The 15,255-nt window shown below is 64.9% G+C and carries 13 protein-coding genes and 1 riboswitch; of the genes, 6 read left to right on the plus strand and 7 right to left on the minus strand.

All coding sequences use genetic code 11. The features are described from left to right. Window positions 1-55: 55 nt before the first annotated feature. Window positions 56-1,705 (plus strand): PucR family transcriptional regulator, encoded by a 1,650-nt coding sequence (locus ABH924_RS11480; protein ID WP_404498907.1) that lies wholly within the window; start codon window positions 56-58, stop codon window positions 1,703-1,705. Here the strand turns inward: ABH924_RS11480 and menC are convergent. The 3 genes from menC to ABH924_RS11495 are packed head-to-tail and all read right to left on the minus strand — an operon-like array spanning window position 1,680 to window position 7,097. Beyond that, the gene (gene menC, locus ABH924_RS11485; RefSeq protein WP_404498909.1) at window positions 1,680-2,846 is read right to left on the minus strand and encodes an o-succinylbenzoate synthase; all 1,167 of its coding nucleotides are present in this window, start codon (window positions 2,844-2,846) and stop codon (window positions 1,680-1,682) included. The genes ABH924_RS11480 and menC overlap by 26 nt on opposite strands. Then, a complete protein-coding gene (locus ABH924_RS11490) occupies window positions 2,827-3,711 on the minus strand; it encodes a hypothetical protein (RefSeq protein WP_404498911.1) in 885 nt (294 codons plus the stop codon). Before ABH924_RS11490 ends, menC begins: the two co-directional genes overlap by 20 nt. Beyond that, window positions 3,708-7,097 (minus strand): serine hydrolase, encoded by a 3,390-nt coding sequence (locus tag ABH924_RS11495; protein ID WP_404498913.1) that lies wholly within the window; start codon window positions 7,095-7,097, stop codon window positions 3,708-3,710. Before ABH924_RS11495 ends, ABH924_RS11490 begins: the two co-directional genes overlap by 4 nt. 206 nt (window positions 7,098-7,303) lie before the next feature. Here ABH924_RS11495 and ABH924_RS11500 point away from each other — a divergent pair, with 206 nt between their 5' ends. The 4 genes from ABH924_RS11500 (at window position 7,304) to ABH924_RS11515 (ending at window position 10,376) form a co-directional block, all read left to right on the plus strand. After that, window positions 7,304-8,155 carry a M55 family metallopeptidase gene (locus ABH924_RS11500; protein WP_404498915.1) on the plus strand — a complete coding sequence of 284 codons (852 nt, stop codon included), beginning with the start codon at window positions 7,304-7,306 and terminating at the stop codon, window positions 8,153-8,155. Between the two features lie 224 nt (window positions 8,156-8,379). Continuing rightward, window positions 8,380-8,492: riboswitch (SAM riboswitch) on the plus strand. Window positions 8,493-8,502: 10 nt separating this feature from the next. Further along, the gene (locus ABH924_RS11505) at window positions 8,503-8,760 is read left to right on the plus strand and encodes a DUF1737 domain-containing protein (RefSeq protein ID WP_404498916.1); all 258 of its coding nucleotides are present in this window, start codon (window positions 8,503-8,505) and stop codon (window positions 8,758-8,760) included. Continuing rightward, window positions 8,757-9,167: a rhodanese-like domain-containing protein gene (locus ABH924_RS11510; protein ID WP_404498918.1), complete on the plus strand. Its 411-nt coding sequence runs from the start codon at window positions 8,757-8,759 to the stop codon at window positions 9,165-9,167. The genes ABH924_RS11505 and ABH924_RS11510 overlap by 4 nt, the downstream gene beginning before the upstream one ends. Then, entirely contained in the window at window positions 9,168-10,376 is a 1,209-nt protein-coding gene (locus ABH924_RS11515) for an O-succinylhomoserine sulfhydrylase (RefSeq protein WP_404498920.1), read from the plus strand. It begins immediately after the preceding gene. A gap of 9 nt (window positions 10,377-10,385) precedes the next feature. Here the strand turns inward: ABH924_RS11515 and ABH924_RS11520 are convergent, their stop codons facing one another. Then, window positions 10,386-11,630 (minus strand): glutamate--cysteine ligase, encoded by a 1,245-nt coding sequence (locus ABH924_RS11520; RefSeq protein ID WP_234750988.1) that lies wholly within the window; start codon window positions 11,628-11,630, stop codon window positions 10,386-10,388. 244 nt (window positions 11,631-11,874) lie between these two features. Here ABH924_RS11520 and ABH924_RS11525 point away from each other — a divergent pair, with 244 nt between their 5' ends. Then, window positions 11,875-12,699, plus strand: coding sequence for an endonuclease domain-containing protein (locus ABH924_RS11525; protein WP_234750986.1), 825 nt, complete (start codon window positions 11,875-11,877; stop codon window positions 12,697-12,699). Between the two features lie 100 nt (window positions 12,700-12,799). Here ABH924_RS11525 and ABH924_RS11530 read toward each other — a convergent pair whose 3' ends face one another. The 3 genes from ABH924_RS11530 to ABH924_RS11540 all read right to left on the minus strand — a co-directional run bounded on the left by ABH924_RS11530 (window position 12,800) and on the right by ABH924_RS11540 (window position 15,194). Then, window positions 12,800-14,323: a UDP-N-acetylglucosamine 1-carboxyvinyltransferase gene (locus ABH924_RS11530; protein WP_234750984.1), complete on the minus strand. Its 1,524-nt coding sequence runs from the start codon at window positions 14,321-14,323 to the stop codon at window positions 12,800-12,802. Between the two features lie 69 nt (window positions 14,324-14,392). Next, a complete protein-coding gene (locus tag ABH924_RS11535) occupies window positions 14,393-14,743 on the minus strand; it encodes a hypothetical protein (protein WP_404498923.1) in 351 nt (116 codons plus the stop codon). Window positions 14,744-14,963: 220 nt separating this feature from the next. Further along, a complete protein-coding gene (locus ABH924_RS11540) occupies window positions 14,964-15,194 on the minus strand; it encodes a hypothetical protein (protein ID WP_404498925.1) in 231 nt (76 codons plus the stop codon). Between the last annotated feature and the right edge of the window lie 61 nt (window positions 15,195-15,255).

Raw genomic sequence — 15,255 nt, forward strand, 5'->3', positions numbered from 1 at the left:
TCGTGCGCAACAACGTCGAGTCGTACCGTCCGCCTGTAGTGTCGGAGGCGTGCTCATGTCAGTGACGACGCGGCCGCGCTCAAGCCTTGGCCGGGTGCTCGAAGACCTCGGAACGACCCTTCTTGAGCTCGTCTGCGGAAACGCGGAGAGCCAAAAGCAGATCGAGACGGTCATCATCCACGACTCCCTCGACGAGGCGATCCCCTCACACGGTGCGCTCGTGCTCGGCGTCGGGATGCGCGAGACCGAAGAGATCGTCGAGCTGCTCACAACACTCGCCACGCAAGACGCCGCCGGCCTCGTGCTCCGGGCGCCAGTGAGTGCAGACCCGGCGATCATACGCGCGTCCGAAGAATCCGGCGTTCCCGTGCTCGCGCTGACCCGCGGTGCATCCTGGGCCCAACTCACTTCGATGCTGCGCTCGCTCATTGCGGAGGGCGATGTCGGCGAGAGTGGCCTCGGTGGAATGCCCGCCGGTGACCTCTTCTCGCTCGCCAATGCAATTTCGACACTCCTCAATGCGCCCGTCACGATCGAGGACCGCAACTCCCGAGTCGTCGCCTTCTCCGGCAAGCAAGACGAAGCCGATCCCGCGCGCGTCGAGACAATCCTCGGCCGTCAGGTTCCCGAGCGCTACATGCGTCAGTTGGAACAGCGCGGCGTGTTCCGCGAGCTGTATCGCAGCACCGACCCCATCGAGGTCGCTCCCGTCGACGTCGACGCCCAAGTGGCCTCCTACCCTCGTGTGGCGCTCGCTGTGCGTGCGGGCGACGAGATTCTCGGCTCCATCTGGGTCGCGGTGCGCGAACCAATGCCGAAAGATCGGATCGGGGCGCTCAAGGATGCCGCGAAGCTCGTCGCGCTGCATATGCTGCGGATACGCGCCGGCGCCGACGTTGAGCGCAGGCTGCGGGCCGATCTACTTGCCACGGTGCTTGAGGGCGGGTCGGGCGCGGCCGATGCCGCGTCACAGTTGCGCCTCACCGATCACCGCTGTGTTGTGCTTGCGCTCGCTGCCGCAGATTCCGAAGAGGACGAGGAGGGCGGGGCCGCACATGCGCGTCTTCTCGCCGCACGGCAACGCATCGCCGACGCCCTCTCGATGCACTTGGGCGCGGTATACCCCCGCTCCGCCGCCGCTCTCATCGGCAACATCGTCTACGGAGTCGTCAGCGTTCGCCCGGATCAACCGGATGCCGACCGACGCACCGCGCGAGTTGCCAAAGAATTCCTCGCGCGCATCGGCGGCGACCGGCGCCTGCTGCTCGGTATCGGCACAATCGCTGACGACCATGCGGCGCTCCCCGCTTCCCGCGTCAGCGCGGATCGCGCCCTGCGCGTGCTTCGACTCGGTCAGTCGCATGCGCAGGTCGTGATCTTCGACGATGTGCAGGTTGAAGCGCTTCTCGTCGAACTCGGAGATCTTGCCGCCGCTCGCGGCGACCGCCCGAGCGGCCCGGTCGCGCGGCTGCTTGAGTACGACCGGGCACGCAACGCACAACTTGTTGAAACTCTCCGCGCCTGGCTAGATGCCTTCGGCGACGTTGCTGCGGCGTCGGCGCTCGTGTACACCCACCCGAACACCTTCCGCTATCGCCTGCGCCGGCTCTCCGCCATTGGAGAGATCGACTTGAACGACCCGGAAGCGCGCTTCGCAGCCATGATCCAGTTGCGCCTACTCACCTACGGCGAGCGCTCGCCGTAGCGGTCTGAGCTCGCCGTGGGGCGACCGTCACGGTCGCTGTCGTCGCCTCGGCGAGCACCGCAGGGATCGGTTCGACGCCAATGCCCGCGCCGCTAGGGATCCGGATCTGGCCGTCTTCGATGCGGAAGGGTTCGGTGATGTCCTGCTTGTAGAAACGGTCGGATGCTGAGATGTCTCCGGGCAAGGTGAACCCGGGCAGGCCAGCGAGTGCCGCATTTGCCGCACGGCCAAGGCCGGTCTCGAGCATCCCGCCGCACCACACAGCGACCCCATTGGCAACGGCGATATCGTGAATTCGTTTGGCTTCGAGGTATCCACCAACGCGTCCGGGCTTAATGTTGATAATTGCTGCGGCTCCCATGGCGATGGCGTCGGCGGCAGAGGCGGCAGAGACAATCGACTCGTCGAGGCACATCGGTGTCGAGATTTCACGGGCGAGAAGGGCGTGCTGACGCAGATCGTCCTCAGCAAGCGGCTGCTCGATCAGCAGCAAGTTGAAGGGGTCGAGCTTCCGCAAGTGCGGGGCGTCGACAAGCCGGTAGGCGGTATTCGCGTCTACCTGCAACGGGATATCGCCAAAGCGCTCGCGCACTGCACGCACGGGCTCGATGTCCCAGCCCGGCTGAATCTTGAGCTTGATGCGCACGTAACCCTGGTCGACATAGCCGCCTACCGCAAAAAGCAGATCCGGGATTGACTTCTGGATTCCGACCGAAACGCCGGACGGAACCGCGTCGACAGTCGCGCCGAAATAGGAGGCGAAGGAGATATCCGTCGCCCGCAGCTGGGCATCGAGGACCGCCATCTCGAGCGCGGCCTTCGCCATGCGGTGGCCAACGATGTGCTCAAGCACGTGGCCGACAAGCTCGGCGGTGAGCGCCCTGCCCGCATCCTGCCAGGCGTAGAGCGCCGGAATCAGGAAGCGCTGCAACACCTCTCGCGCGCCATCGAGGTACTCAGGCGAGTACACGGGCTCGTCGAGAACCACACACTCGCCCCAGCCGGTCACCTCCCGGCCATTGTGTTCGGCCGTCACCTTGACGAGCAGCGGTGCGCGCGAGGTTTGGGTGCTGAACGAGGTGGTGAATGGCGACACGAGGGGCAGGACGATATCGATGAGGTCAATGCTGAAAATGCGCACGTGTGGGGGTCCTTTCGAGACTGTAGTGGCCGTGGCGGGCGAAGTCGGTGACCTGCCAACCGTCGTTCATGAGTGTTGCGAGGGCGTCACGGAGCGCGGGGCGCCAGCGAGCGGCTCGATCGGGATGCTCGATCCGCATCGTTTCGATGTCGGTGGGGATCTCGACCCGGACGCGCCGCGCCGAACCTACGGAGTCGAGGGAGAGACGCGGTACACCGTCCTCGTTGTACAGGACACAGGCCTCCGGTTCCGAGGTGCCCGTCGCAATGCGGGCACCGGGCTCCCGGAGCAGATCCCAGACCACTAGCACCCGGTCGCTGTCCTGGCCGCGGTTTATGCTGTCGGTCATCTCTCCATAGAAATTGGGCAGGTATTCCGTTGCAGCTGTCCCGAGCCGGTGAATGTTGAAATAGGCGTTGCGCGCAATGAGCGGATCAAACGTCCACGTCATGGTGTCGGTCCCTCGGCGAAGGCACCAAGCCCGCTCATGGTGTTTGAGCGCCTTGCCGACCCCGGCCCCGGCGCTCCCGCCGACGACGCCCGCGATGTGCGAGTGCAGCGCCCGGTCGGGCGGCGGGTGGAAGAACCCGACGCACGCGGCAATCAGTTCCGCGCCGCGGTATGCCCCCGCCACGTAGTTGTGCGCGTGGGCGAGCGCGACAAGAAGGCCCGGGTCGATGTGCGGCTCGTTTCCCTCGACCTTCCAGATCGTCGCGAGCAGAGCAGAGGCCAGCTCCATTTCGGCCGGGTCGTGCAGGGTGCGAACGCTGACCCCGCTGGCCTCAGCTAGTGCGTCGGCCTCGGCCTCGGCAAATGAGGCGATCTTGTCGCGTCTGGCCTCGCTCGTGAGCAAACCACTGATCACGAGGCGTCACCGTGCGGCATGTAGCGGTAACCGAGATAGGCGCCCTTCTCAAGCGGACGGAATTGTGCCCAGCCCGCGGAGTCGGGCGCGGTGAAGAGCAAGACGCCGGGCTGGGTGGCGGGCACAAGCTTGAGAGTGGTTGCTTTGGGCTCCTTGCCGTCCTGCAGGATGTCGGTGAGTTCGCGCATTGTGAGCTGCGGACCATTCTCGCCGTTCTCGAAAGTGAGCGCCGCTCCGCCGGAGGCATAGCTAACCGGTTTCCGAGCAATCTCTCCGGCAAGTGCGACGGACGCGCCGTTCGAGTCCGCCTGCAGGGCATCCGGAATCCGCGCCGCCGAGACGGCACTAGCGGCATCGCCGAACAATTCTCGGTAGAGACCATCCGCTTGGCCTCCCGTGGTCAGCAGCGCGAGCACGAAACCGTCCTCCGGGAAGACCCGCAGATAGGCGCGTTGGCCGATGGTGCCACCATCGTGTCCGTAGACGAATGTTCCCTTCCAGTCTTCGAGGAACCAACCGAGCCCCCAGCCAACGGTCGCGGGCGACACTGCGCGCAGGCTCACCTGCTCCTCGAGCATGGCTCTGGCCGATTCGGCGGAGAGAATGCGTGTGCCGTTGGGAGCGACACCGCCACGGAGCGAGGTCTGGGCGAAGCTGAGCAGGTCGCCGATGCTCGCCGTGATCAGGCCGGCTGGCCCCATGGAGCGCGTGATCGGCCAAGTCGAAACCGGCTGGGCTGCATCGCCGAAACCGGAGTGGCCCGTTGCGGTGGCGAAGCGTGGGGCGTCCGAGGTCAGGGTGATTGTGTGTTCGAGTCCCATCGGGGCGATGATGTGCTTGCGTAGCGCCGCGTCCCAGGTGGAGCCTCGCAGCACCTCGATGATCCGTCCCGCGACGACGAAGCCTGCGTTGCAGTACGAGAAACGCTCGTCGATCGGGTGCACCTGCTTGGCGCTCTTCAGTGACTCGACGTAGCGCTCGACGCAGTCGTCGCCAGGGCCGGTGTCGGTGAAGAGGTCCCCGTCGATGCCGCTCGTGTGAATCAGCAGGTGCCGCACGGTGACGGCGGCAGCGGTGGCGTGATCCGCGAGGGCGAAATCGGACAGAATGCTCTGCACCGGCGCATCCAGCTCCAGGCGCCCCTCGTCGACGAGTTGCATGATGAGGACCGTTGTCCAGACCTTGGTGATCGAGCCGATCTGGAAAAGCGCGTCGTCCGTCGTGGATACACCAGAGCCGGTGTCGAGTACTCCCGAGCTCGCCGTGGTGCACTCGATCGGGGTGCCGTTCTCGTTGAGCCGGACGATACCGAACTGCGCAGCCGTGACCCCGTAGCGCGTGCGGAGAACGCCTAGGCGACGGCGCCAGAAGCTGGCGCCGCGGCCGGCGGAGGTGAGACCACGCGGCCGCGCGCGCGAGACGGGTCGCGCGTAGCTTTCGAGCCACTCGATGAGACGGCGGCTGTAGTCGATGCGATACTCGATCGGGCCGTCCAGAATGAACAGGTGGCTCCCGCCCGGGTAGACAACAAGGCGAGCTGGTACCTCGGCGAGGCGCAGGGCCTTGAACCATTCCTCTGCCTGCCCGACGGGACAGGATGCGTCCTCGGCTCCGTGCAAAATGAGGGTCGGCGTTGTGACATTGGTGACCCGAGCGATCGGCGAGGCGTCGAGAAGCTCGCGGTAGTGGCCGAGCGGCGCAACCCCGGTGCTCATCTCGGAGAAGTACGCGGCGTGCTCACCATCGGCCGCCATGCTGGAGAAGTTGCAGATCAGGCCACCGGCGACGGCCGCGGCAAATCGCGTGGTCGCTGCCGTGAGGGCACAGGTACCGAAGCCTCCATAGCTGTAACCGGTCACGGCGAGGCGATCGGGGTCGGCGAGGCCCTCGGCAACGAGCGTGTCGATCGGCTCGAGGAAGTCGCGTTCATCGGCGGTGCCCCAGCCCCCGTTTACGGCCCGGTAGAAGGCGTCCCCGTAGCCATCCGAGCCGCGTGGGTTCACCATAAGGATGCGCCAGCCCTTCGCCGCCAAGACCTGGTGGTAAAGATGAACGCCGTCAGCGACGCCGCTCCAGGCGTTGTGCGGACCGCCGTGAATGTCGAGCAGCAGGGGCGCCGCGCCATCCGTCTCCGGGGCCGAGAGCAACCAACCATGAACGCGCGTGCCATCCGTGATTGTGAACTCGCGTTCTTCGGCCTCGAACAGCCCGATGCCGGCGAGGGTGCTCTCGCGCAATCTCGTGAGCACCGTGAGGACTCCCGTCGCCAGGTCGAGCGTCGCAACCTCACCCAGGCTCTGCTGGGTCGTGAGCACGAAGGCGACATGTGCGGAAGCAGACGCAACGGACAGAGCAGACACCACCCGGTGGGGCCCTGCGACCAGTGCCCGTGAGTTCGTGCCGTCGGGGGCGACCGCGTGCAGCTGCGTCCAGCCACGGTCTCGTGGGCAGTAGAGGATCTCGGAGCCGTCGGCACGAAACGTTGGGCGCCCGCCTGGGTAGCCCGGGAAGCCAGCCATGACATTGCGGTCGAGCGGGGCAGTTAACGAGGTGTCGGCCACATCCGTGCCGACGTAAAGACGGAGGAGCTCGGCATTCCCGATGCGCGGGGCGGGATTCCCGACCGCGATCACGGAGCCACCATCCGGTGACCATGCTAGCGCCCCGCTGACGCTGTTGGCCTGGCCTATGCGGCGCGGCAGCGGCATTTTGGCGTCGACGTCGAGCACGTAGGCGCCGCTCGTCCAATCGACGTCACTGCCAGGTTCGATGGCGGCCGTAAAGGCGATCAGCAGGCCGTCGGGCGACCAGTTTGCCTCGCTCGCATTCCAATCGCCGTCGCTAAGGCGGCGCACTCGGCCGGATGCGATCTCACTCACAAAGAGGTGCATCCGAACGGCTGCGTTCCAGCCGACCCCATCGGTCTTGAAGCCGAGCCTGTCGATCACGATCGGCTCTTCCACCGCGGGTACCGTTACGTTGCGCGAAACTGCTGCGGTGATGGCGAGGCGGAGGCCGTCGGGGCTGACGCGCGCAGCCGCAACACCCCGGGGGAAGTCCGCGGCGCCGCTAAGTGCCCGCGCTTCGCCGCCTCCGATTGGCAGTAGGTACACCTGGGCTGGTCCAGCGGATGCTCGCAGGAAGAGAACTGCGGAGCCATCGGGAACGAATTGCGGCGCGGAATCGGCCGGGCCGCTCGTCAGGGGGCGAGCCTCGGAGCCGTCGCTGACCGCCCAGAGTGAGCTGTGCGCCCTGCCGTTCAAGGTTTCCGTGCGTGTGAAGACCACGAGCGTGCCATCTGGGGAGATGGCGGTCTCGGCTGGCACAACGAAGCGCGCGATATCTTCGAGCTCAAGCGGGCGGTTCGTAGAGGTGTTGCTCGTCACGGTGATTCCCCTTCTCGTGGCGGTGAGTCCACTGGTGTCTTGTCCCTCTACAATCGACGCTCCACCGCCCCCGCACTTCGTCCGATCGCACAATGCTGAAGCCTTGTTTGGTTGCTCTGACCCAGGCGCGGTTAGGTGTGTAGCCGCAATACTGAGGTTCCATGAGCGCAGTCCCGCCTGCGCGCCCCACATTCGAAGGAGAGCTCGTGAGCGTCAAGACATTCATCTCGATCGACATGGAGGGCGTCGCCGGCGTCGCGACGTTTGACCAGGTCGCCCGCGGCGGCTATGGCTATCCACGTGCGCAAGAATTGATGACGCTCGAGGCGAACGCCGCAATCGCGGGTGCCTTCGACGGGGGTGCGGATGAGGTTGTCATCAACGATTCGCACGGCACAATGGACAACCTGATTCACGAGCTTCTCGACCCCCGGGCCATCGTCGTGTTCGGCAGTCCGAAGGCACAGTGCATGGCCGAGGGACTCACCGCGGATTGCGACGTCGCCTTGTTCATCGGCTATCACGCCCCCGCAGGAGAATACGGCGTGCTTGCGCACACCTTTTCGAGCCACTTCACGGAGGTACGGGTGAACGGCGCGGTGGTCTCGGAGGCCGAGGTCAACGCCATGTATGCGACCTCGCTCGGTGTACCCGTCGGGCTCGTCAGCGGCGATGACGTGATCTGCCGTATCGCACGGGAGCAGTTCGCGGGAGTCGAGGTAGTCGAGGTCAAAGTCGCGCACGGCTACACTTCCACCGCATCGGTTGCGCCTTCCGTGGCTCGCGACGCCATTCGCGAAGCCGCGGCGCGCGTCGTCCGTAACGCGGCAACTCTCACCGTTCCGGAACTGCCGACACAGTTCACGGTTGCTGTGGATATGCCGACGGCAAACGCCGCCGAGCTTGCAATGTCGATTCCGGGTGCGCGACGCACGAGCGACCGCTCGGTCGAATGCACGGTAGCGGATGCTGGCCAAGTGCTCGGACTGATCGTCGTGTTTTATGAACTCGCGGCGAGCGCCATGAACGCGAAGACAGCACTCTTCATGCGGCGTTAGCTAATCACGCCCTTCCCCACTGGCTCCCAGCCTTCCCAAGCTCAGCCCGGGGCCCTCGCCAGCGTGGGCCCACCCACTGGCTCCCAGCCTTCGCAAGCTCAACCCGGGGCCCTCGCCAGCGTGGGCCCACCCACGGGCGTGGGCCCCGCCGACTGCCGTCCGGTTACGGAACATGACGACGGCCGGTGATGCAGGCCGCCGTCGTGGATGTTATTTTCTTCTTGAGTAATGAGCACCAGCGCGAAGCCCTGACTTGCTGGTCGGCAACCCTCTCTCCGGCGGGGTGCCTCAGGTGACTACTCGGCGTATCGACACTTTCGAACTGCAAGCGTGACTGAGGAGCACCAATGCCTGAACCCACCGAAGAAAAACTCTCCTACCGTCTCATCACGGGCCCTGACACCAAGGAATTCTGCGAGCGGATCTCCACCGCCCTCGCGGAGGGATACGTGTTGCACGGGAGCCCGTCCGCGACCTTCAACGGCACCGACGTGATCGTGGCACAGGCCATCGTCCTGCCCGCGGCGATCGCGAGCGCGGATGCCGCCGTTGCCAATGCGGTGGACCAGCTTGACGAAGAGTTCGACGGCGAGGGCCACGCATGAGCTACGCAGGCGACCTCAGCCCGCACGACGCTTGGGCCAAGCTCGAGCAAGGCGCCATCCTCGTGGACGTCCGCACCGAAGGCGAGTGGGCACACATCGGGATCCCTGATACCAAAGCCACGGAAAACGATCCCCTGTTCATCCAGTGGAACCTGGCCGGCGGCATCCCCAACACGCGTTTCATCGAAGAACTGACGCAACAGGCTCCGGAGACGGACGGCACCGAGCTGGTCTTCCTCTGCCGCTCCGGCCAGCGTTCCATCGCCGCCGCGATCGCCGCAACCCAGGCCGGCTACACCGCCTACAACGTCCTCGAGGGCTTTGAGGGCGAACCGGACCGCTACGGCGAGCGAACCGTGAACGGCTGGAAAAACCGTGGACTTCCGACGAACCTGGGGAACATCTAAGTGACTTTCAATCCTGACGCCGCCGGCTGGAGCCCTGATACCCAGGCAGTCCGCGGCGGTCTTGACCGCACCAACTTCCAAGAAACGTCCGAGGCCGTCTTCCTGAACTCCGGATTCGTCTATGAGTCCGCCGCAGCCGCAGAGCGCGCATTCACGGGCGAGGACGAGCGCTTCGTCTACTCCCGTTACGGCAACCCCTCCGTAGCCACCTTCCAGGAGCGCCTCCGCCTGTTGGAAGGCACCGAAGCGTGCTTCGCGACGGCGTCGGGCATGTCTGCTGTCTTCACCGCCCTCGGTGCGTTGCTGGCTGCTGGTGACCGCGTGGTCGCCGCCCGCTCGCTCTTCGGTTCCTGTTTCGTGATCCTCAACGAGATCCTGCCGCGCTGGGGCGTCGAGACCGTCTTCGTCGACGGACCGGACCTGGACCAGTGGCGTGCCGCGTTGTCCGAGCCGACAACGGCAGTCTTCTTCGAGTCGCCGTCGAACCCCATGCAGGAAATCGTGGACATCGCGGCGGTGAGCGAGCTCGCTCACGCGGCGGGCGCCACCGTCGTCGTCGACAACGTCTTTGCCACTCCCCTGCTGCAGCGCTGCGGCGATCTCGGCGCAGACGTGATTGTCTACTCGGGCACCAAGCACATCGATGGCCAAGGCCGGGTCCTGGGCGGAGCGATCCTGGGCACCAAGGAGTTCATCGACGGTCCCGTCAAGCAGCTCATGCGGCACACCGGTCCGTCGCTTTCCGCGTTCAACGCCTGGGTCCTGACCAAAGGCCTGGAGACCATGGCGCTGCGCGTCAACCACTCCTCGGCGTCTGCGTTGCGGATCGCCGAATGGCTTGAGGATCAGCCGGCCATCAGTTGGGTCAAGTACCCGTTGCTGAAGTCGCACCCGCAGTACGAGCTGGCCGCGAAGCAAATGAAGGCCGGCGGAACGGTGCTCACCTTTGAGCTGCTCCCCTCTGCGGGGCGATCGGCGAAAGAGGCCGCCTTCGCGCTGCTGGACGGTCTCGCCGTCATCGACATCTCGAACAACCTCGGCGACTCAAAGTCCCTCATCACCCACCCCGCCACCACCACGCACCGCGCCATGGGTCCGGAAGGCCGCGCGGCCATTGGCCTGAGCGACGGCGTCGTGCGGCTTTCGGTGGGGCTGGAGGATGTGGGCGACCTCATCGGGGACCTGGAGCGGGCCCTCAAGCAGGTCTAGCCCGGCGGGTTAACCCGGCGCTTCGCGCCAGTCCTGGCGCACCCAGGTGAGGACGGGCTGCGGCTTGGTGTCGCTCTCGTCCCTCTCCGAGCGCATCGTGATCTGAACGGCGTGCTCGACGACGGCGGCCAACCCGGCGGCGTCGGGCGCGCCCCCGTTGGTCTCGCTCCAGCGCCCGGCAACACCACGCTGTTCGATAGCGCCGTTGCCGCGGCCCAGGATGGCTGCCACGCCGGTCTGGACCAAGTCGAATTCACCCTGTTCGGCGAGCACAGGTTCCAGATACTCCACCAACGACCAGACGACGTCCGCGGCGGGCTCCGGGCGGAAGGTTCCGAAGTCCAGCAGTTCGGTGCGGAGTCCAAAGTTGCTTGCCTGCCAGGACGCCATCCGCAAAAGCGCCGTAGGCACGGCCGCCGGCTCTATTCCGGCATGGTACTCACGAACAGAAGTCTCAACCAAGGCCCTGACGAGCACCGCGATGAGCGCCGCATCCTCGGCCCGGAGGCAGACATCGGCCACCCGGACCTCCACGGTGGGAACGTGCCGCGACAGCCTGGCGTCGAAGTAAACCATCCCCTCGTCCAGCAACACTCCCGTTTCGATGAGCCTCGAGACAACTCGCCGGTAGGAAGCCAAGGAACCGAAGATGGCTGACGGCCCCGACGACGGCCAGCGGTTCCACGCCTGCGTCCGGTAGCTCTCAAAACCCGTAGCCAGGCCCCGCCAGTACGGCGAATTGGCGCTGATCGCGGTGAAGACAGCGAGCTTGTCCCGGATGCGGTCCAGGACCATCACGCCTTCCTCGGGGGACTCGATCGAAGTGTGGACGTGGAATCCGCACGTGAGCTGTTCGTGCGCGGTGATGCCGAAGCGTTCGAGCATGATGGCGTACCGGGGATCCGGAGTGGTGTGCAATGCGGCGTCCACCGGTGATGTGGCCAACGCGGCGATCCTTGCGCCGTGGCGCCGTGCGGCGTGGCTCGCGAGGCCCCGGGCCCTGCGGATCTGGTGCAGGAGCTCGGCGTAGCTGCGGCATGGCCGGGTCTGGGTTTCGATCTGTTCAAGCTTGAGCTCGTGGCTTAGGCCGGTATCAGGGCCGTCGATCTCTTCAAGGGGCGGACCGGCTTCGGGGCCGTCCTGGGCCGGGCCGTCGTTGGCGGGCCCCGAGAGGAGCGCGTCGGCAAGGGCGAGCGGCTCGCCGGTCACGGGATCGACGATCAGCAATTCCTCTTCCACACCAAAAGTGCGCACGGATCAATTGTGCGCCATGGCAGCCTCGCCAAGACAGCTCGGGATTTTGCGGCCCCCCCCGAAGGATTCTGCTGGATCATTCTGCTGGATGAACTTCCGAGGCGCGCGATTCCGTGACCGGTCCCTCAGCTGCGGCGAATCATCGTGCGAAATCCGACGCCGGACCGCTCCTCCACAGCCCGGTCTGTCCACATAGAGTCATTTCCCGGGCCAAAGAGGGCCGGAATCGTGGCTAGCTCGATCCATGGACCCGTTGGAATTCTTGAAATCGCTCGGCGGAGTAGCCCGGGTTGGCTTGCTACGCCGGGAGGGCTACTCCGAGCGCGCTGTGCGCGGATTGGCTTCTGCCGGAGCTGTCCAACCGCGCAAAGGTGTCTGGGCCTTACCGGACGCGGACCCCGAATTTCTGCAGGCCATCATCGACAATTCACTCCTGACCTGCGCATCCAGCGCCTCCCGTTACCAGCTTTGGCTCAAGGACCGGCCGGGGAGCCCACATCTGGTCAGCAAACATCACCGCGGCCGACACTTCGCCAGGCATGGCCGCCTTCGATTCGAACCGGACCAAAATCTGCCCATCGCTAGCCTTGAGGACACCGTTATTCACGGACTGACATGCCTCAGCGAAGTAGACGCCATAGCCATGGCGCAGTCTGCCATCCAGCATCACGGTGTACCAAGGGCCGTTCTTGAGTCCGAATTGACTGCAAAATACTACGGAGCCGCCCGGATGCGCCTGGCAAAGGCTGACGGTTTGTCGGAGTCGGTACCAGAGATCAGCGCGCGACTCCTATTCGAATCAGCGGGGTTCAAGTTCCGCCGCCAAGTCCAGATCGCCTGCGTCGGGCGGGTGGACTTCCTGATCGAAGGCTGGCTCGTTGTTGAGATCAACGGCTTCCAATTCCACGGTTCACGCGAAGCCTGGCGCAGGGACATGAGCCGGTCCAACGTCGCGCAAACCCAGGGTTACGCGGTGTTGAGCTACCCACCCGAACAAATATGGAACAATCCGGACGCCGTTCTCCGGGAAATCCGAGCAATGCTGGAACGCGGCTGCCCTCGCGGGTGAAGGATTCTGCACAATCATTCCGCTGGACAAATAGTCTGGCTCGACGATTCCGCGGTTTGCTAGCCAGCTGCGGCGAATGATCGTGCAAAATCCGACGTCGTCAGTCTTGGAAGTACTCGATCTTGGCACCGATGGTGTTGAGCCGCTCGGCCAGGTCCTCGTATCCGCGCTCAATCACGTAGATGTTGCGCAATTCGGACGTGCCCCGGGCCGCCAGCATGGCCAACAGCAGGCAAGCTGCGGGTCGGAGCGCCGGGGGGCATCCGACTTCCGCGCCGCGCCATTTGGTGGGGCCATTGACGTAGATGCGGTGCGGATCGAGCAGTTGAACCTGGGCGCCGAGCTTGTTGAGCTCCGTCAAATAGATTGCCCGGTTCTCGTAGACCCAGTCGTGGATCATGGTCTGGCCCTCGGCGTTGCCGGCAATGACCGCGAAGAACGGCAAGTTGTCGATGTTCAGCCCGGGGAACGGCATCGGATGGATCTTGTCCTCCGGGGCACGCAATCGTGATGGCTTGGTGGTGACATCCACGAGGCGCGTCCGTCCGTTGCGCGCAAAGTACTCGCCGGAGATGTCGAGCTGCTGGCCCATCTGCTCAAGCGTGGCCAGTTCGATCTCCATGAACTCGATGGGGACCCGGCAGATGGTGACCTCCGAGTTGGTCACGATGCCCGCGGTGATGAGGCTCATGGCCTCAATCGGGTCTTCGGACGGGAAGTACTCAATGTCGACGTCGATCGCCGGGCGGCCCGTGATCTTCAGGGTGGTTGTTCCGATGCCGTCGATCACCACGCCGAGTCCCTGAAGGTAGAAACAGAGGTCCTGCACCATGTAATTGGGGCTGGCATTGCGGATCACGGTGGTACCGCTGCGGTGTGCGGCGGCCATGATGGCATTCTCCGTCACGGTATCACCGCGCTCCGTGAGCACGAAGGTGCGGTGGTCGCCGTCGGCCGGTGGGGCCTGCACGGAATAGAAGCCGGACTTGGCCTCCACCGAGAGTCCGAACTGCCGCAACGCCTGCATGTGCGGTTCCACGGTTCGAGTCCCGAGATCGCATCCGCCGGCGTAGGGCAGTTGATACGAGGCCGCCTCATCGAGGAGGGGGCCCAGCAGCATGATCACGCTGCGCGTGCGGCGAGCGGCCTCCACGTCCATGGAGGCGAGGTCCAGGGTCTCGGGGCGGCGGATGCGCAGATCGTTGCCGTTCAGCCAGGTGCACTCGACACCGATCGAGGTCAAGACCTCGACGATCCGGTTGACCTCTTCGATCCGGGCAAGTCGACGCAAGGTGGTGGTGCCGCGATTGATGAGGCTCGCGCAAAGCAGTGCGACGCCGGCGTTCTTGCTGCTGTTGACGTCCACCGAGCCGGAGAGCGTGCGTCCGCCCTCCACGCGCAAGTGGGTCATCTGCCGTTTGCCGACTTTGACGATGGTTCGCCCGAAGATCGACTCAAGGCGCTCGATCATGCGGAGGCTGAGGTTCTGCTTGCCCTGTTCCATCCGGGCAATGGCGCTTTGGCTGGTGCCGAGTTCCGAAGCTAGCTGTCCCTGTGTCCAACCCTTTTCGCCGCGGGCGTCGCGAAGAAGGAGACCTACGTGTTCGGCAGTCGGTTGCGTCATGACCAATAAATATCACAAATGGTCTACTGGAGCCCATTTTGTGGCGCAACACGCCGTATTTGCCGCATGCTAGTCGTTTCGTGCGATACACGTTGGCAATTTAGCACCACGCACCGTCTCGCGAATCCTCTCCGCCGTGGTTCCCGTCAGGGATGCCACAGCAAAAACATCCAACATCCCGCTGCGCAGGGCCATAAGGACTGCAGCCTGCATCCGCTCCTCGCACCTGGACTTCTCATCCATCGCGGCCGCCAGGGCCCGCGCGACGCCATTGAGACCGAGCATGTGGACATCGTGTCCAAGTCCGCTAAAAGGCAGCTCCAGGTAGCCGATGCCCACCCGCTTGACCTCAATGCGCTTTATTCCAGAAGCTGCCGCAATGCCGGTCACTGGAAGCCGGTCCGCCAACGCCAGTGCCACCCGTTCTCCACGAACGCGCAGCAGTGTCCTGATGCTGCTGTCGATGCGGGCCCGAACCAAACGGGCCGCCACCAAAGACTGCCGAATCCGGACTAGCTCATCATCCTCAGCGGCGCTTAGTGGACGACGCTCGGACGGCGTTCGCGGTCCCTCCTGTTCCACGCCGCGGCCTCGTCCTCCCAGGCTCGCGCCCAGTTGTAGCCCGTGCTCCAGTCCGGCTCTATACGAGTACATGCCAAGGGGAGGCGGCTTCGGCGAGCCTCCACACCACGGACGCGTCCTGCACGGGAGGCATGATGTTTCCCTCGAAGAAACGCTGCGGTCGCATCTCTTCGCCCTCCGCCACCCACGTCCCGCTCACCGGGCAGTGGTCGCCAGTGGACGCGACCGCGAGCGGTCGCCTGGGGCGCAATCCTTGCTGCCTTGGCGCTTTCTGCAATGTCGATCCCATGCTGCCACTCCTCCGATGCGGGCGTTTCAAACTCTCGCATCAAGCGTATGGCGGCCAGGAA

It is taken from the genome of Arthrobacter sp. GAS37, from assembly GCF_044908325.1.
GTDB classification, from domain to species: Bacteria; Actinomycetota; Actinomycetes; order Actinomycetales; family Micrococcaceae; genus Arthrobacter; species Arthrobacter ramosus.

Excerpts from the sequence above, each read along its gene's own strand:
- ABH924_RS11510 (WP_404498918.1), top strand. The coding sequence starts at position 8,757 with ATGAGCTACGCAGGCGACCTCAGCCCGCACGACGCTTGGGCCAAGCTC.
- ABH924_RS11530 (WP_234750984.1), bottom strand. The coding sequence starts at position 14,323 with ATGACGCAACCGACTGCCGAACACGTAGGTCTCCTTCTTCGCGACGCC.
- ABH924_RS11540 (WP_404498925.1), bottom strand. The coding sequence starts at position 15,194 with ATGGGATCGACATTGCAGAAAGCGCCAAGGCAGCAAGGATTGCGCCCC.
- ABH924_RS11505 (WP_404498916.1), top strand. The coding sequence starts at position 8,503 with ATGCCTGAACCCACCGAAGAAAAACTCTCCTACCGTCTCATCACGGGC.
- ABH924_RS11525 (WP_234750986.1), top strand. The coding sequence starts at position 11,875 with ATGGACCCGTTGGAATTCTTGAAATCGCTCGGCGGAGTAGCCCGGGTT.
- ABH924_RS11480 (WP_404498907.1), top strand. The coding sequence starts at position 56 with ATGTCAGTGACGACGCGGCCGCGCTCAAGCCTTGGCCGGGTGCTCGAA.